The sequence below is a fragment of the Auritidibacter sp. NML120636 genome (assembly GCF_003185945.1).
Classification (GTDB): domain Bacteria; phylum Actinomycetota; class Actinomycetes; order Actinomycetales; family Micrococcaceae; genus Auritidibacter; species Auritidibacter ignavus.
Genome location: NZ_QHLO01000007.1, coordinates 40,138 through 58,047, shown reverse-complemented (window position 1 = coordinate 58,047; position 17,910 = coordinate 40,138). Strand labels below are relative to the sequence as shown.

Annotated in this window: 13 protein-coding genes and 2 tRNA genes; 11 read left to right on the top strand and 4 right to left on the bottom strand. The window is 59.9% G+C overall.

The genetic code is table 11. The annotated features are described in order from the left end of the window. Positions 1-2,597: 2,597 nt before the first annotated feature. The 6 genes from DCC25_RS11330 to DCC25_RS07480 all read left to right on the top strand — a co-directional run bounded on the left by DCC25_RS11330 (position 2,598) and on the right by DCC25_RS07480 (position 10,235). Positions 2,598-2,735, top strand: a complete 138-nt coding sequence (locus tag DCC25_RS11330; protein ID WP_158524756.1) for a hypothetical protein — start codon at positions 2,598-2,600, stop codon at positions 2,733-2,735. Between the two features lie 237 nt (positions 2,736-2,972). After that, complete coding sequence (locus tag DCC25_RS07500; protein WP_110101205.1) at positions 2,973-3,665, top strand: GntR family transcriptional regulator; 693 nt, start codon at positions 2,973-2,975, stop codon at positions 3,663-3,665. Continuing rightward, positions 3,662-5,179, top strand: a complete 1,518-nt coding sequence (locus tag DCC25_RS07495) for an MmgE/PrpD family protein (protein ID WP_110101204.1) — start codon at positions 3,662-3,664, stop codon at positions 5,177-5,179. The genes DCC25_RS07500 and DCC25_RS07495 overlap by 4 nt, the downstream gene beginning before the upstream one ends. A 49-nt stretch (positions 5,180-5,228) precedes the next feature. Continuing rightward, positions 5,229-6,158: a methylisocitrate lyase gene (prpB, locus tag DCC25_RS07490; RefSeq protein ID WP_110101203.1), complete on the top strand. Its 930-nt coding sequence runs from the start codon at positions 5,229-5,231 to the stop codon at positions 6,156-6,158. Positions 6,159-6,205: 47 nt separating this feature from the next. After that, positions 6,206-7,348, top strand: coding sequence for a bifunctional 2-methylcitrate synthase/citrate synthase (locus DCC25_RS07485; protein ID WP_110101202.1), 1,143 nt, complete (start codon positions 6,206-6,208; stop codon positions 7,346-7,348). 259 nt (positions 7,349-7,607) lie between these two features. Continuing rightward, entirely contained in the window at positions 7,608-10,235 is a 2,628-nt protein-coding gene (locus DCC25_RS07480; protein WP_110101201.1) for a putative Ig domain-containing protein, read from the top strand. Positions 10,236-10,295: 60 nt separating this feature from the next. Here the strand turns inward: DCC25_RS07480 and DCC25_RS07475 are convergent, their stop codons facing one another. The 3 genes from DCC25_RS07475 to tadA form a co-directional block, all read right to left on the bottom strand. Further along, the gene (locus DCC25_RS07475; RefSeq protein ID WP_110101200.1) at positions 10,296-11,792 is read right to left on the bottom strand and encodes a cytosine permease; all 1,497 of its coding nucleotides are present in this window, start codon (positions 11,790-11,792) and stop codon (positions 10,296-10,298) included. A gap of 236 nt (positions 11,793-12,028) precedes the next feature. Then, positions 12,029-12,116 (bottom strand) — tRNA-Ser (locus tag DCC25_RS07470). 75 nt (positions 12,117-12,191) lie between these two features. Further along, positions 12,192-12,647, bottom strand: a complete 456-nt coding sequence (gene tadA / locus DCC25_RS07465; RefSeq protein WP_255410768.1) for a tRNA adenosine(34) deaminase TadA — start codon at positions 12,645-12,647, stop codon at positions 12,192-12,194. A 109-nt stretch (positions 12,648-12,756) separates the two neighbouring features. Here tadA and upp point away from each other — a divergent pair, with 109 nt between their 5' ends. The 3 genes from upp to DCC25_RS07450 all read left to right on the top strand — a co-directional run bounded on the left by upp (position 12,757) and on the right by DCC25_RS07450 (position 15,040). Further along, complete coding sequence (upp, locus tag DCC25_RS07460; protein ID WP_110101199.1) at positions 12,757-13,392, top strand: uracil phosphoribosyltransferase; 636 nt, start codon at positions 12,757-12,759, stop codon at positions 13,390-13,392. A 259-nt stretch (positions 13,393-13,651) separates the two neighbouring features. Then, positions 13,652-14,470 carry a winged helix-turn-helix domain-containing protein gene (locus tag DCC25_RS07455; protein WP_110099872.1) on the top strand — a complete coding sequence of 273 codons (819 nt, stop codon included), beginning with the start codon at positions 13,652-13,654 and terminating at the stop codon, positions 14,468-14,470. A gap of 36 nt (positions 14,471-14,506) precedes the next feature. Further along, positions 14,507-15,040: a histidine phosphatase family protein gene (locus tag DCC25_RS07450; RefSeq protein WP_110101198.1), complete on the top strand. Its 534-nt coding sequence runs from the start codon at positions 14,507-14,509 to the stop codon at positions 15,038-15,040. 120 nt (positions 15,041-15,160) lie between these two features. Here the strand turns inward: DCC25_RS07450 and DCC25_RS07445 are convergent. After that, a tRNA-Arg gene (locus DCC25_RS07445) sits at positions 15,161-15,234 on the bottom strand. A gap of 329 nt (positions 15,235-15,563) precedes the next feature. Between DCC25_RS07445 and DCC25_RS07440 the strand changes: the two genes are divergently transcribed. Then, positions 15,564-17,405, top strand: coding sequence for a phosphoenolpyruvate carboxykinase (GTP) (locus DCC25_RS07440; protein WP_110101197.1), 1,842 nt, complete (start codon positions 15,564-15,566; stop codon positions 17,403-17,405). A 178-nt stretch (positions 17,406-17,583) separates the two neighbouring features. Then, positions 17,584-17,859 carry a hypothetical protein gene (locus tag DCC25_RS07435; protein WP_110101196.1) on the top strand — a complete coding sequence of 92 codons (276 nt, stop codon included), beginning with the start codon at positions 17,584-17,586 and terminating at the stop codon, positions 17,857-17,859. The last annotated feature ends 51 nt before the right edge of the window (positions 17,860-17,910 follow it).

The following is a 17,910-nucleotide window of genomic DNA, read 5'->3' as shown; positions in this document are numbered from 1 at the left end:
TATCCCTGTTGACGCTGGACATTCGGTTGATGCTGAGCTTCCTGCTGAGGCCAGTATGCCGGCAATCTCGGCTGATCCAGTAGCTACGAATCAAGGATACGCCCCCGGTGCCCAGGCATCTCCCGAGGCGTATACCCAGCCTGCGGTAGCCAAGCCGATGTCCCGAAAGACGAAGCGGAACTTGTTGATCGTCTTGATTGCCGTCGTAGTGCTGGCGGGGCTCATCGTGGCGTTTTTCGTGACCCGCAGTGTGCTGGCTTCCAGTACCTTTGGGCCCGATAAGAAAGTGGAGGAATACTTGCAAGCCGTGGTAGACGGTGAAGCATCGACCGCGGTGGAACTGGCCGACCCGAATGTGACTAATGATCGGCGAGGCCTGCTGAATGATGAAGTTTATGCGGCAGTCGAGAATCGTCCTACCGAATACCGCATCGGTGAGGTTGGTGAACAAGACGATGCTGGGAATGTCACGGTCGAAGCGTTTTTGACTCAGGACGGCCGGGAATATCCGATCACTGTGGAACTGACCGCCGAGGGTAACCAGGCAGTCCTCTTCGACGACTGGAGGATAACCTCTGCACCGTGGAGTTACGTCTACATGAGCCAGGGCCCCTCTACGCTGGAAGTTAACGGTGTAGAGACTGAGCTGTCACCTGCGACAGAAGGAACGGAGATTTCCGAGGGACCCAGCCCGGAGGACTCGGACTACTTTTCGGATGAACCCCAGGATGGTGATGTCGACGTCCCCAGCCTAGATGAACCAGGTATGATGCCGGCCCTCCCCGGTACCTATACTTTCCAGGCGCCTGAAGGTAGCACCTATGTCTTCTACGGTGATGATATTTCCATCACCGTCACTGCGGAGACATCAGATCCGACAGCCGCTGAAATCGTACACTTTGAACAGCAATACACCGATCAGCTGATCGAGGATGTGGTCGCTGACGTCGAATCCAGATTGGCTTCCTGCGTGACCAATGAGAACGTGATTGTGGTGCCTGAATGTGAGGCAGTTTCCTATGAGTCAACCATCTACGAGGCCACCCGCATTGTCTCGCGTAACTGGAGCGAAGGTCCCACGATCCGGTTGAACTCCGATAACGACTCAGGGTATAGCTTAGGCGATGATCAGGTTCCTGCCGAGGAGCTTACTGGCGACTTGTTTGTCACCGTCGACGCGGAGCTTGAGATCGAGTACGAATACCGTGATGAGGGTGACGAAGACTGGGAAGAGAGTTCCACCACCCTCAATCTATTCACCCCACTGAGTGTAACGGATGAGGCGCTTTCAGTTGTGGTGGATGGTGATTCCTTGAGTGTTGATTACTCTTCCTTGCGAGAGATGAACCCCTCGAATGTCAAGAGTGACACCTACAGTAACTATGATTCTCCCGCTGAGCCATCCAATGGTGAGGATGGGCCGGATGAGACATAGTAGTTCGACCTATCGGGGGAACGATCAGAAATGATCCCGGCAACGTATTCAGCAATCTGTCGTGACTATTGCTGAAAACGTCGGCCGAAGGTATCCGTTCACAGGAATAACGCGCGAATCGATTACTGCGCCTGCTGACGACAACAGGTTCATCGCATGTAGGGGCTCATCGTATTCGAGGGTGTGGGAGACGTCTGAAGCCTCCGGTTTCGTGGGGGGCTTAGGCCGGCCCGTTGGGCGTTAGTGGGCGGGTGAAAAATGCCAGTATGTCCTCTGCTCGGTTGATCCCTCACGGTGTGGGATTCAGCACCAGACGACTGTCCGTCGTGGCCCGCCCGACAACCCAGCAACCCGACAACCCGCTGGCCCGCTGCACCGGGCAGATAAGACCCTGCTGACAGGCACCCTCTGCCCAAGCCCCCATCACAACAACGGACAGGAAGCAATCATGAACCTGTTGGCTAACCCAGGCTTCACCGTTGTCGACGTGACCTGGGGGCTCTACCAGGACATCGTCACCGCCTACAGCACCCGAGAGAGGCGACGGCACAACGCTGTTACACAAAGTCATCTCCGGCCCATACGATCCAGTCGCCGATGACTGGAGGAGCTCAAACGACTCGGACGAACACGCAAACCCCGAACAGAAAACATACTCGCATTCTTCACCCGCCCACCAACGCCCAACGGACCGGGCGAAGCCATCACGAAACCGGTAACTTCAGGCCCCTCCCACACCCCCAAATACGATGCACCACATTCCTGTGGAGGCGGTTTTGACCCAGGGCGGACGGGAGCACACGGTCACGTTTGAACTCGCCACCGCTGGTCAGCGGGGCGTGGTGTTTGATGACTGGACGAGCACTTCCACAACCGAAGCATACCTCCAAACCGCTGCCGAGGACCTGGAGCACTCGATACGGGCCCCCACCGGTGGTGATGTCTGCCTTGCCTGGAATCTCTGTGTTTCACGGGTCTGAAGGTACAAACGACTCCTCGTGGGGCGGTGATGTCACCGTCACGGTGAGTGTAGATATCCCCGATCCCTCGGCCGTAGCATCCGTGGAGTTCGACCAGGGCTATACCGGGAGCTGATCGGTGATGTGGTCGCTGGGATCGAAGCTCGAATCGATGGGGTTAACACTGACAAATATGAGGGTGAATGGAGCAGGACGAGACCACCATCGAGCCGCTGGATGTGTGGGACCTGCCCGATCAGGAATCCTTCGTGGTGACCGACGGCGAGTCCTTCACGCATAACGACCAGGCACCCATGACGACCTTGAAGACTCAGCCATGAGGGAAAGCACCCCCTCCCTTGCCGCGGACGAGAAAACCAGGAAGCCGACCATTTATCTGGGCAGTTTGCTATGCCCCGGGAGACAGTCCAACTATCCAGTGGCCATCTGGCCATCGTCCACATCCTCATCCACCCCGATCCCCGATGTATACATCGACCGTGGGGCGCTGGCTGATGTTTGGGAAAAGTGCCATGAGGTATCGATCTCGAGCACGACTGTGTATACACTGGGGTGATGTGAGAGCAAGTGACCTAGCTTACGAAACACTTCGGGATGACATCATCCATTGGACCTTAGCCCCGGGAAAGGTACTGGCTGAAGTAGAACTCTCGGAGCGACTCGGTGTATCCCGCACACCGGTGCGAGAAGCCATTGCCCGGCTGGTCGCTGACGGCTTGGCCACCCAGCAGGGGACTCGAGCCACCACGGTCTCCGATGTTTCGTTGTCGGAAGTGCGTCACATGTTCGAGTTGCGCCGGTTGCTCGAAACAGCGATCGCCCGAGCCGCCGCGAGTGCTGATCAGATGCACCGTGAGCCGTTCGTGGAGTTGGCCGAAGCTTTTGAGAACGCTGCCCGGCGACACACACTGGAATCCGAACCCTATTATCAGCTGGTGTCCCAGCTTGATGACCGGCTCGACCAGGCCGGGCAGAACTCATATATCACCGCCGCGGTGAGAAATCTGCGGATCCACCTGCAACGGGTGCGACTGATGGCCCAAGATGATCCGGACCGGTTGCGCGCCTCAGCTTCCGAACACGCAGAGATCGCCCGGGCCGTGGCCAACGGTGATCCCGATGTTGCCCAAGCCGCGACCACCCTCCATCTGCACCACGCCCTCCAACACATTCTTGACCACGCCCTGACCCCCGCATTCAACGCCGCCATTGCGGCAGATCATGAAAGGACATGTGACAGAACATCATGAAAGACCACACAGTACGGGTTTACCGCTCCGAAGAGAACCTGCCCCGAGAAGAGCAACTGGCTTATCAGCTCGCTCGCGTTGCCGCCGATGAGGTCGAGGTCACCGAGGAAGTCCGCGAGATGATCATCAACCGGATCATCGACAACGCCGCGGTGGCCATTGCCTCACTGAACCGCGCTCCGATCGTCTCGGCCCGCGCGCAGGCCACCTCACATCAGGCTTCCCACGGTGGGTCCGGTTCCTCGATCTATGGCGTGGACACAAAAACCTCCCCAGAATGGGCAGCCTGGGCCAACGGCGTGGCCGTGCGCGAGCTGGACTACCACGACACGTTTCTGGCCGCCGAATACTCGCATCCCGGTGACAACATCCCGCCGATTCTGGCCGCCGCCGAACACGTGGGGGCCTCCGGCCACGATCTGATCCGCGGTCTGGCCACCGGGTACGAGATCCAGGTCGATTTGGTCAAGGGGATCAGTCTGCACGCTCACAAGATCGATCACGTTGCCCACCTGGGCCCCTCGGCGGCAGCCGGTATCGGAACCGTGCTCAAGGCCGAGGTGGAGACCATTTTCCAGGCCATCGGGCAGGCGTTGCACACCACCACCGCGACCCGCCAGTCGCGGAAGGGCGAGATCTCCACGTGGAAGGCGCACGCACCGGCCTTTGCCGGCAAGATGGCCGTGGAAGCTATGGACCGTGCCCTGCGCGGGCAGACCTCGCCGGTGCCGATCTACGAAGGCGAGGATGGCGTGATCGCTTGGTTGCTGGATGGCCCGGACGCTGAATACACCGTCCCGTTGCCCGAGGCTGGCGAAGCCAAGCTGGCCATTTTGGATACCTACACCAAGGAGCATTCCGCCGAGTACCAGGCCCAGGCCTGGATCGATCTGGCACGCAAGTTGCACCACGAGCACCCTGAAGTGGCCGATCCGGCCAACGTCGAGTCGATCAAGATCGCTACCTCGCACCACACCCACTATGTGATTGGTTCCGGGGCAAACGATCCACAGAAGTACGATCCCACCGCCTCGCGGGAGACCCTGGACCACTCGGTGCCCTATATCTTCACCGTCGCTCTGCAGGATGGTACCTGGCACCACGTCGATTCCTACGCGCCCGAGCGTGCAGGTCGCGAGGATACCGTGGCCCTGTGGCACAAGGTCACCACCGAAGAAGATCCGGAATGGACCCGTCGGTACCACTCGCTTGATCTGGATGAGAAGGCCTTCGGCGGTTCGGTCACCATCACCCTGACCGACGGATCGGTGATCACCGACGAGATCGCTGTGGCCGATGCGCACCCGCTGGGTGCTCGTCCCTTCGGTCGCGAGCAGTACATCAACAAGTTCCGCGCACTGGCTGAGGGTGTGGTGGATGACGAAGAGATCCAGCGCTTCCTGTCGGTGGTCCAGGATCTGGAAAACCTGCCGGCCGGTGAGCTGGGACAGCTCAACATTCGCGCGACAGCCGGTGTGATCAATCCGGCCGATGATCCTCGGGGATTGTTCTAGATCTGGTCGTGCCTGACCGATGTATGTCGTAAGGAGAGGATGACACGCTATGTTGTACTCCACCGTCGCCCCCGAAGCGAAACGTCAACACCTGCGGGAGATTCTCAAACCCGGGGCTGCTGTGCAATTCCCGGGGGCCTTCAACCCGCTGAGCGCTAAGCTGATCGCCGAAAAGAATTTCGATGGCGTCTACGTCTCCGGCGCGGTGCTGGCCAATGACCTGGGGCTACCCGATATCGGGCTGACGACCCTATCTGAGGTGGCTACCCGCGCCGGGCAGATCGCCCGGATGACTGACCTGCCGACCATCGTGGATGCTGACACCGGATTTGGCGAGCCGATGAACGTGGCTCGCACGGTGCAAATGTTGGAGCTGAACGGCCTGGCCGGGGCCCACATCGAGGACCAGTTCAACCCGAAGCGGTGCGGACACCTAGATGGTAAGAACGTAGTCGACACCGAGACCATGATCAAACGCATTGCTGCTGCGGCTGATGCCCGGATCGATGAGAACTTCCTGATCATGGCCCGCACCGACATTCGGGCCGTGGAAGGCCTGAACACCGCCATTGATCGGGCCAAGGCACTGGTCGATGCCGGAGCGGATGCGATCTTCCCGGAGGCGATGAAGGACCTGAGCGAATTCGAGCAGGTCTGCCAGGCCGTGGATGTCCCGGTGCTGGCCAATATGACCGAGTTCGGTAAGTCCGAGCTATTCACCCGCCAGCAGCTGGCTGATGCTGGTATCGCAGTGGTGATCTACCCGGTCACACTGCTACGCTCAGCCATGGGAGCCGCCGAACGGGTGTTGGATGAGATTGCTTCCTCGGGGACGCAGCAAGCCGCCGTGGACCAGATGCTCACCCGCGCCAGGCTATACGAGCTGGTGGACTACGAGGCCTACAACACCTTCGACACCGGAATTTTCAACTTCCAGGTGCCCGGGTTGGACATTGAACAGAACGCTGAGAACCTCTAGACCCCTGGTCGCGGAGGGCACTAGATGTGGAAGGAAAACTCTCAACCATGAGTGAGAACACCGAGATCAAGAAAGGACTGGCCGGAGTTGTCGCAGATTACACCGCCATCTCCAAGGTCAATGCTGAGACTAATTCCCTGCTCTACCGCGGGTACCCGGTCCAGGAGTTGGCCGCAGAGAAGTCCTTTGAAGAAGTAGCACTGTTGCTGTGGACGGGCGAGCTTCCCACCGAGGAAGAACTGGCTGCGTTCACCGAATTCGAACGCGCCAATCGGGCCTTGGACCCAGCGGTCAAAGAAGCCATTGACCTGTTGCCCACCGACTGCCATCCGATGGATGTGGGCAGGACCGCCATCTCGGTCTTGGGCGCCCGGGATGACCGTTCGGAGGATTCTTCCCCGGAGACCGAGTTGGCCAAGGCTCAAGAGATCTTCGTGGCGTTCCCGGCCGTGGTGGCCTACGATCAGCGCCGCCGGCGTGGTCAGGAGATCATCGAGCCCCGCGATGATCTCAACTATGCCGAGAACTTCTTGTGGATGACCTTTGGCGAAGAGCCGACCCCCGAGGTCGTGGATGCGTTCCGAGTGTCGATGATCCTCTACGCCGAGCACTCCTTCAATGCCTCCACCTTCACCGCGCGGGTGATCACCTCCACCTTGGCCGATATGCACTCAGCGATCACCGGTGCCATCGGGGCTCTGAAGGGATCGCTCCACGGTGGGGCGAACGAGGCCGTGATGCACACCTTCGAGGAGATCGGCATCCGTACCGAGGAATCCCGCGAAGAGGCCGCTGCTCGGGCCAAGAGCTGGATGGAACAGGCCCTGGCCGACAAGAAGAAGGTCATGGGCTTCGGCCACCGGGTGTACAAGAACGGCGACTCGCGCGTGCCGACTATGAAACAGGCCCTGGATGCCATGGTCGACTATTACGGTCGTGGAGAGCTGATGGGCCTGTACGACGGGCTGGAAACCGCCATGTCGGAGGCCAAAGATATCAAACCCAACCTGGACTACCCGGCGGGCCCCACCTACTACCTGATGGGCTTCGATATCGAGATGTTCACCCCGCTGTTCATCGCTGCCCGGTTGACCGGTTGGACCGCCCACGTCATGGAACAGCGTGCCCATAACTCGTTGATCCGTCCGCTGTCGGAATACAACGGTCCCCAGGAGCGTCACCTGTCCTAATGTGTCGTGACAGCGCTGTTCGGCCCCGGGATCTGCGGTTGTGGCGGGTTCCGGGGCCGAGCTGTGACAGGCCAGGCTGGGGCAAGCCGAGCCACACGGGTGCCCTGACGGTGAACCTGGTGTCGTCGGACGTTGCTCACAGCACGGAGCTGTCGAGAGAGTCACCGAGAGGGTGTTCGTCTTCGGCTGGTCAGGAATTCTCAGAACGTTAAGGTGTGGGTTAACTTCCGGTATCACTGGCGGTTTTACCCTAGGGACTATGCGCTTTTCACCATCACCACACCCCGCAGATCAACCACGAACCCTGTCACTTGCCGGCCTGGCATTGCGCGCTACGTGCGCGGCCGCTGCGGCTGGCGCTCTGGTGGCAACCTCCACTATCACCAACGTTGCGGTGACACCGGCTACGGCGAGCAACCAAGGGCAGTCCAATGATGAAGGCCAGCAGAGTGATCAGAACGAGCAGGAAGAGGTGCAGTTCAGCGTTACCTCGGGCACCTTTGACGAAGAGCTGGTCAACCCCACCGAACAGTCCTACGAGCAGGCACCCAGCGAGGTGGCACAGCTGGACGAGCAGACGCTGGATACCAACTCTGAGGGCCCGGGGCGACAGCCGTACCAGATCTACCAGGTCGACAATGCTCGGGCCGGCCAGATCATCACCGTCACCGCCGTGGTGGACCCCAGCCGGAAAGTCCAGCTGATGGTCTGGGATCATCAGGCAGGCGAGTGGGAGCTGGCCGCCGATGAGCAGGGGCAGGCCCCCGAGAACACCGAGCTCAATGCGTTGCTAGGCACCCAGGCCTTCAACGACCAGGGACAGGCCTACGTGGCCGTGGTCGGCGAGGACCCACACATGACCGGTTCCACCGAGTGGAACCCCACCGACTCACCGGCTTTGGGCGGCTTCCGCGATCCCAGCACCTATGATTTTTCCATTGCCCACATCACCGACACACAGTTCCTCGCTGAGGGGGCCGTCTCCGATGATCCTGATGAAGCCCAGCGCTTCGGTCAGGCCTACCGCGACCAGGTCGAGTGGATCGTGGACAACGCCGAGGATCGCAAGATTGCCTACACCGGTCACACCGGTGACATCATCGAAAACTACATGAACCTCAACCACTCTGCCGAGCACGCTCGCAAGGAGTTCGGGTTTGCCTCGCAGATGCAGCAGATCCTGGATGATGGCGGGGTCCCCAACGGTATTTTGCCGGGTAACCACGATAATAAGTGGGGCCGGGAAGATAACTCGCTGTACAACGAATTCTTCGGACCGGAGCGTTATGAGGCGTTGTCGGAGACTTGGGAGAATGCCGAATACGGTGGCCCCTGGGCCGAAGGCGACAACGCGGCGCACTACGACCTGTTCTCGGCTGCGGGACAGGATTTCGTTGCCGTGCACCTGCCGTACGGTCACAGTCGCGAGATGCGGCAGTGGGCCAGTGAGATCTTCCAGTCCTTCCCCGATCGCGATGGGTTACTGTTCACCCACGCCTACCTGCAGGCTTCGAATAACGATGACGGTTCCATCTCGGGGATCGCGCCGTATGGCTTCCACGGGTTCCTGGGGGGTGAGGGGTTCTACATTCGCGATGAGGTCGTCGAGCCCAACGAGAACGTCGTGATGGTGCTGTCGGGTCACTATCACGGTACCGCCTGGAACGTGAACCACAACGGTCCTGGTGCACCCAGCTTCGAAATGCTGGCCGACTACCAGAACTATGAGGTTGACGGAGAACGCCGGACCGGGTTCATGCGCCTGTTGCAGTTCGATGTGGACGACAGCGAGGTCACGATCAACACCTACTCGCCGACCTTGGACTCCTTCGACGCGCCCAGCTACGACACCTCGATCCCACGGAATTACATTCCTGAGTCGGACCAGTACACCGTGCCTATCTCCCTGAGCGCGCGCAGCACCATGCTACGGACCGACGAGGTGTGCGTGGGTGAAGCTGACGAGTCTGAGCCACAGGCACCGGTGCGTGTGGACCCGATCTCCGACGTTCACGGTACGGTCAACGAGCCCATTGAGGATGTTCAGGTCGTAACGCACAACGCGGAGACGGTCACGATCTCCGGTCTGCCGAGTGGTCTGAGCTATGACGGTGAAACCGGCGTCATTTCGGGAACTCCGACTGAGGCGGGAACCTTCACCGCCACGGTGACGGCCACCGGCGAAGCTGGTGAAGACACCCATTCGGTGCGGTTCGTCATTGAGCCGGAACCAGAAAACCTGCAGGTGAGTATCGCCGAGATCGCTGATCAGACGGTGACCATCAACGAAGAGATCGACCCGATCGCCGTTTCGGTCGAGCCGGCCGATGCTGAACTGGATATCACCGTTGATGGCTTGCCTGAGGGCGTGTCCTACAACGCTGAGACCGGCGCGATTGAAGGAACTCCGACCGAAGAGGGAAGCTTCGAGGTCTCGGTCCGGGCTCAGAATGAGTCTGGTGACTCCGCTGATGAGATCACCTTCACGCTGACCGTTGAAGCTGCTCAGGAGGGGCCAACTGAGGACCCGACTGATGCGCCTGGTGACGGTGAGTCGTCTGATGAACCGACCGAGGATCAGACCGAAGAACCGAGTGAAGAGCCCGGTCGCGACACCGATGGTGACGACACCGACGGTGACGACACTGACACCGACGACCAGGCCGACTCTGACAAGGAATCTGGCGAGGATTCTGGCCAAGATGCCGGTGAGGACCAAGCTCAGGATACCGAAGGCGACACCTCAGCTGAGGACCCCCAGGCAACTGAAGACAGCGAGGGAACCTTGGCGGCAAGCGGTGCGACAATCACGTTGGGAGCGCTCGGTTTGGCAGCGCTGTCGATCGGACTGGGGTGGGTGCTGATGCGCCACCGTCGCCAGGCCTAATTGAGACCAGCGTGGCCTCGTGAGGGGGGTCTCGTGCAGTCTCACGACCTTCGGGGAGTGCTACGCCGAGAGATCGGGGTGGGGCTCCCCGTCGTGTTGGTCGGCTTGTTGCTGGAGTGTACGAGCGCGAGCTTCTTGGGCGCGAACGATCGGACGACGTGCGAGGAAGGTGACGACGAAGCTGAGCACCAGTGCAACAATCACACCAAGGTTGGAGTAGGCCCAGTCGCCGTCTTTTCCGCCCAGAGGCCCCAGGAAATAGCCTTGCCAGTTGTTCCACGGCGCCTCGGCGGCGAATTGGTTGATCACCAGTCCCCAGCCGATGATCGAGCTGATGACGAACGTCACCAGGGAAATCAGGTCCCAGGAACCATAAAGACCGCGGGGGTTGAATAGGGAGGGCTCGTGATAGTCCACGCGCCGGGTGAGGATATCTGCGATGAGGATGCCGGCCCAGGCAGCCAGGGGTACACCGAGGGTGATCAGGAAGGACTGGAATGGGCCGAGGAAGTCTTCGGCGAAGAACACCACCCAGATGGTCCCCACGGTCAGGATCAGCCCATCGATGCCGGCTGCCGCCGGGCGGGGGATTCGAATACCTAGGCTGAGCAGGGTCAGCCCGGAGGAGTAGATGCCCAGCACCGCCCCGGAGACTAGTGCCAGCAGTGCAGTCAGCCAAAACGGGATGATCGCCCAGGTAGGCAGTAGCAGTGTCAGCGTGCCCACCGGGTCTTCGGCGACTCCATCGACCAGGACAGGGTCGGAGCCGGCCAGTAACAGTCCGATGGTGACCAGGATGATCGGAGCCGCGGCACCACCGAGGGTATTCCAGAAGACAATCGCAGCGTCAGAGGCGGAACGGGGCTGATAGCGCGACCAGTCGGCGGCGATATTGATCCACCCCAGGCCGAATCCGGTCATGACCATCACCATGGCGCCGATAGTCTGTTGCAAGCTTCCCGGCGGGGTGGACAACACCGCAGCGAAGTCGATCTGGGGGATCACCAGGATGAGGTAGACGATGGTGACCACGCCGGTAAACCAGGTCAAAAATCCCTGGAGCTTCATGATCGTGTGGTAACCGGCCACCGAGGCGGCCACGATCACAGCGGAGACAAAAAGAGCCGCGATCACTTGAATCCCGGTGCCATCCCCCCAACCCATGGTGCTGAACACCGCAGTGGTGGCCAGCACCGCAGAGATGGCCAAGAACGTTTCCCACCCGATGGAGGTCAGCCAGGATATCAGGCCGGGAACTTTTTGGCCGTGGACGCCGAAGGCTGCCCGTGAGAGCACCATGGTGGGGGCAGAGCCACGTTTCCCGGCGATCGCGATCAGGCCACAGAGTAAGAACGAGACGACAATACCGATGATCGACACAACGAAGGCCTGCCAGAACGAAATGCCGAAGTCCAAAACCCAGGCGCCGTAGCTCATGCCGAAGACCGAAATATTGGCGGCAAACCAGGGTTTAAAAAGGTCGGCGGGTTTAGCGGTGCGTTGCTCGGGGGCGATAACCTCGATCCCCGTGGTTTCGACCAGCGGTTTGGTGCTCATAAATTCGGCCCCTTGTCGTTGTGGTGAAGAGTGAGTGCGTTTGTCAGTGATGCAGAACATTATTGATCAGAATAATGATAGTGACGCATTGGAGACAGGTGGTCTCAATAGTGGAAAACTCACGGTGAACAGCGTCATAACCTGACACAGTAGCCGACCAGGACCCCGAGGTGCATAAAAGTGCATAAAAGAGTCCCACAACATAGCCAGAACTATGTCGTGGGACCGTAACTCGGCGGTAGCGGAGGGATTTGAACCCTCGGTACGGGGTTACCGTACACGACATTTCGAGTGTCGCACCTTCGGCCGCTCGGACACGCTACCTGAAGTTTCTCGGAGGAAACTTGACCCACACAGCATAGCTGACATTGCGCGCACTCTCCAATTGAGTCGATGTGCTTAGCGGCGCGCGCGGAAGAAGGTGCGCAATAGAGTAGCGGATTCCTCGGCCATGATGCCTGCGATGACTTCGACCTGGTGATTGAATCGTGGCTCCCGCAGAACATCCAAAATTGATCCACAGGCACCGGTCTTGGGTTCCCAGGCGCCAAAGATCACGCGGGGGATCCGGGCGGCCACAATTGCCCCAGCGCACATTGCACACGGCTCGAGCGTGACGATCAACGTGGAGTTTTCCAGACGCCAATCAGCCGAGGCGGCCTGGCGGATGGCCAGCATCTCAGCGTGAGCGGTGGGGTCGCCAGAGACTTCGCGACGGTTGTAGCCCTGGCCAATGACAGTGCCGGTGTGGTTGACGAGGAGGGCTCCGATGGGAACGTCGCCGGCGCGGGTGGCTGTTTCTGCGAGAGCCATGGCAGTTTGCATCCATGTTTCGAGCTGGGCGCGGTCCGGCAATGGGCCGGGCCCGCAGGGAGGATCACAGGCTCCTGTTTCGGTCACGTATCACAGCTTAGCCGTGGGCCCGTTCTCAGGAAATCCAGTCGGGTTGAGTAGAGTTTGGAGCATGCGATTCCACGTTGTTGATCATCCCTTGATTGCCCATAAACTCACCGCGCTGCGCGATGAGAATACGCCGTCACATATTTTCCGTCAGCTCACCAGCGAACTGGTGACGTTGCTGGGATATGAAGCCACCCGCGACCTACCCGTGGAAGATGTCGAGATCAACACGCCGGTTGCCGCGACCACAGGCGCCCGTCTGGCCGCACCCCGTCCGTTGGTGGTCCCGATCTTGCGGGCCGGTCTGGGCATGTTGGAAGGCATGATGACGATGACTCCGACCGCTGAGGTCGGTTTCTTGGGGATGCAACGCAATGACGAAACTTTGGATATCATCACCTATGCCGAACGACTCCCCGGGGATCTGGCCGGACGCCACTGTTTCGTTCTCGACCCGATGCTGGCCACCGGGGGAACGCTGGTGGAGGCTATCCGTTTCCTGCACGAACGCAAAGTTCGGCGGGTGACCTGCATTTGCTTGGTGGCCGCTCCGGAAGGGTTGAAGAAGGTCGACGAGGCATACCACCAGATGGACATCGATCTTTTTGTGGCAGCACTCGACGATAGGTTGACCGAACAGGCCTATATTTCTCCAGGCCTCGGTGATGCCGGCGACCGGCTCTACGGTACGGCGGAGTAATCCTATACAGGGATTTCTTGGGTCCAAAAGGAATGCATCGCTATATTACGAGTGATTTTTCTCATATTCAGGGCTGAGAATTTCAGTATGTGGGATATGGGTGGGCCGTGTACTTGCGTTACGGGAATGTTACGGGGGAATCTAAGGGGATAGAACATTGTCGAGGCGACGCTCGTCTCGCCGGATGAATCGCACGATGGGAGTGCGATGGATCGGGGACAGCGTAGTGTCGCAGAGTCTGTGTAAGGAATTGCATTCTATGTCCAGCTCAGCCCAAGGATACGTTCACATTTCCGTCCGCAATGCTCGCCGTCGAGCCGAACGGGCTCGGATGGTCCAGGAGCAAGCGCATCATACTTCTCGGCGTGCTGAGTCTGAGGCGATGCAATCTGATCATGCCCGCGCGGACGGGCAGGTGCGTGAGCCCTCGACCATGATGGCTCGTGACGAGGCCCACCCGGGTCTACAGCCGGTGGCGCAGGAAACTGAAGCGCGTGGATTCGTGATCTACGTTGGCATGGATGAAGGACTGGCCTCGGCGGCTGGTACCTCGCTGACCAGGCTGGCCAATGAATTGCGCCACTACGTGGAATCGCTGGTTCCCGGGGCGGATACTCACGCAGCTGTGGCCGTTGCCCCGGCCGGAGCTGCCGGTGATGACCTCGAGGTGGTCCGGCAGGTGCTGGGCGATCCGACGATGAATGCCGGGGTTCGTCCTGACTTGGCCCAGCCACCAGCTCCCGTCTCGACACGTCAGCCCGGTGTCTTGATCGACCTGGCCCGCCGCGAAGTGTTGCTGGACGGTGAGCCGTTGAATCTGACTTTCAAAGAGTTCGAGTTGTTGAATTACCTGATCGACAACGGATCCCGCACGGTGAATCGTGACGAGCTGTTGCACGCGCTGTGGGATGAAAGCGATGAGGTCCCCAATGAACGCACCATTGATGTGCATATCCGCCGCTTGCGCTCCAAGCTGGGACGTCTCTCCGGCACGGTACGTACGGTGCGCGGTCAGGGGTACCGCTTCTACGAGCACCCCGAAGTGGTGGTCTGGGCTGCTCCGGAATATTCCATTTAGATCGGGTGGCCACGATAGCAGTGAGGGTATGCCGTGATGACTGTGCGAGGTAACGATCAGCAGAAAACATTAGTGATCATCCGGCACGCTCAAGCCGAACACGGTCTGGGGGTGGCTGACCATGAACGCACTTTATCAGCCACCGGAGCTCAAGACGCCCCGGAAGCGGGGAAGTGGCTTCTGACTCGGGGGCTGATCCCCGATCAGATCATCACCTCGGATGCGGTACGCACCCGACAGACCACCACCTGGGTTCTCTCCGAGCTCGGCGAGCAGGCGGTGACTCCGGCGTTGGATCCACGGCTTTATGAGGCCACCGCGGCCCAGGCGCTATCGGTGATCAATGAAACCGAAGAATCTGTGCGCACACTGTGTGTGGTGGGACATATGCCGTGGGTACAAGACCTCGGGATGCGACTGGCCTCGGTCGCTTCTGACGAGCAATCGGTGATCCGGATGGCCGAGCATTACCCCACGCTGGGCATCCAAGTTTTTGAGATCTCAGCGCGTTGGGCGGAGCTGGATGGGCGGGATGCGCGCATGGTGGATTTCATCGCACCGCGGGGCTGATCAACCGCGGTAATTGGTGGTAATTGGTAAAGTCCGCAGATCGGGCCGAATACCCAAAGGGGAATGCTCCAAAAACTGAAAACCCACACCAGAGCGGATGTGATCTCGGACATAAAAAAGCGCGCCCTAAGGGATTCGAACCCCTGACCTTCTGTTCCGTAGACAGACGCTCTATCCAGCTGAGCTAAGGGCGCTGGGTCATCATGACCGTTGAATACTATACGCGGATCAGAACTGAATGCCAAATTGAGGCAAAACCCGCGTGAACACGCACCTCAGGTCTCGACGCGCAACGATCTCAAGCGACACCTCAGCGACGTCTAAGGGGCCGATATGAATAAGAGGGAAATTCCGCTGGGGCGCTGATAGACTGGCCACAGGAGTAACACTGAACTCATCACGTGCTGATACAACGGCGTGTTAGTGGCGATGATCCGATTGGTGGGCTGAGGTAGCTCCCAGCATCGGGTGGATGAGCGTGCTGACTCCGTTTAAACCGAGACCCTAGACTCTAAGGACCCACATGGTTGCTCATGTTGCCTCGAATGATCTCTCCGCACTGGAGGAGAATGCGCCCACGACCTACCGTGACCTGCTGGATTGGGTCAAGGAGGTCGCCGGGCGTACTCAGCCGGACTCCATCTATTGGGTGGACGGATCGCAAGAGGAGTATGATCGGCTCGCGGCGGAACTGGTTGAGGCCGGAACGTTGACCAAGCTGACCGATCCTCAGTTCCCCAATTCCTATGCGGCATTCTCGGACCCCAGTGACGTGGCCCGAGTGGAGGGGCGGACCTTTATCTGCTCCGAAAAGAAAGCCGACGCCGGATTCACCAATAATTGGATGGATCCTCGGGAAATGCGTGCCATCCTTAACGACGCCTTCGCCGGCTCAATGCGTGGGCGCACCATGTACGTGATCCCCTTCGTGATGGGGCACTTGGACGCCGATGACCCCAAGTTCGGTGTCGAGATCACCGACTCGCCCTACGTGGTGCTCTCGATGCGGATCATGGCCCGGATTGGCCAGGATGTGCTGGACCGGCTGACTGAGACCGAAGCCTTCTTCGTCCCTGCCCTGCACTCGGTGGGTGCCCCGCTGGAAGAGGGCGAAGAGGATGTCGCCTGGCCGTGTAATGACACGAAGTGGATCGTGCATTTCCCCGAGAGCCGCGAAATTGTCTCCTACGGTTCCGGATACGGCGGAAATGCTCTGTTGGGCAAGAAGTGCTACTCGCTACGTATCGCCTCAGCCATGGCTCGCGACGAGGGATGGCTGGCCGAGCACATGTTGGTGTTGAAGCTCACCAGCCCGCAGGGCGATGTCCGGTACATTACCGGCGCCTTCCCCTCGGCGTGCGGTAAGACCAACCTCGCGCTGATCGACCCGACCGTGAAAGGGTGGAAGGCCGAGACCCTGGGTGACGACATTGCCTGGATCCGCCCGGACGCGGAGGGCACTCTGCGGGTAGTCAATCCCGAGTTCGGCTTCTTCGGTGTCGCTCCCGGCACCGGTTGGTCCACCAACCCCAACGCGATGCGGGCAATCTCCAAGGGCAACAGTATCTTCACCAACGTCGCCCTAACCGATGAAGGGGGCGTGTGGTGGGAAGGTCTCACCGAAGACCCCCCGGAGCATTTGATCGACTGGCGGGGTCAGGACTGGACTCCGGACTCCGATACCCCAGCTGCCCACCCCAACTCGCGGTTCTGCACCCCGATCACCCAGACCGATATGCTGGCCCCGGAGTACAACGAGCCCAATGGCGTGCCGCTGGACGCGATCCTGTTTGGTGGACGCCGGAAGACCACGGTACCACTGGTCACCGAAGCCACCAGCTGGACCGACGGCGTTTTCAAGGGTGCCACCCTGTCCTCAGCGCGCACCGCCGCGGCGGAAGGCCAGGTCGGCGAGGTACGTCGGGACCCAATGGCGATGTTGCCGTTCATCGGATACGCTGCCGGTGACTATGTACAGCACTGGCTCGATATGGAAGATCAGATCGGCACCGAGAAATTGCCCAAGATCTTCTTGGTCAACTGGTTCCGTCGCACCGCCGACGGCGATTTCGCCTGGCCCGGGTTCGGCGAAAATTCTCGCGTGCTGAAGTGGATCGTCCAGCGACTGCAGGGCGAAGCCGAGGCGATCGAAACACCGATCGGTCACGTCCCGACCCGCGATTCGCTGGATCTGACCGGCCTGGATGTGTCCCAGGGCCAAATTGATGCTGCGTTGCACGTCGACCGCGATGAATGGAAGGCCGAGGTCGAACTGATCGAGGAATGGTTCGACAAATTCGGCGACAGCCTGCCACAGGCCATGCGCGAGCGACTCGACCAGCTCAAGGCGGATCTGCAGGCATAACTCCACCTGACCCTCGAACACGGCGGTCAGCACCGACTGTCACCGTTGCCCCGTGACCGTGCACATTTCAGCACGATGACGGGGCAGTGGTGGCTCCGGGGTATCGGGGAGGTGCTTTCTTCCTGATCGCCCGGCTGGTGCTCTATCAGCATGATGTCAGCATGATGAGGCCGGTGCGATGACCCAGGGCACTGAGGATCCGCACAACGGCCAGCACGTATCGGCGGGGCTCGACCGGAACCTCGCCGAGCAGGCACAGCGACGGCTGCTGGAAGAGCAACTCATCAACAACGAGCTGACCGCCCTGGTGGCCACCTCGGCCCTGGGGATGGGATTCGATAAACCCGATCGGGGATTCGTGATCCGCCTGGGCGCCCCGAGTGTTGGACTATCTCACCGAACACGGTCCCACATCGATCACCCAGCCAGAGACCGCGGTGGCCCTGAAACGTAGCCATTTGGAGTTATTGCTGAAAACCCTGGCGACCGATAGATTCCCGCGGCG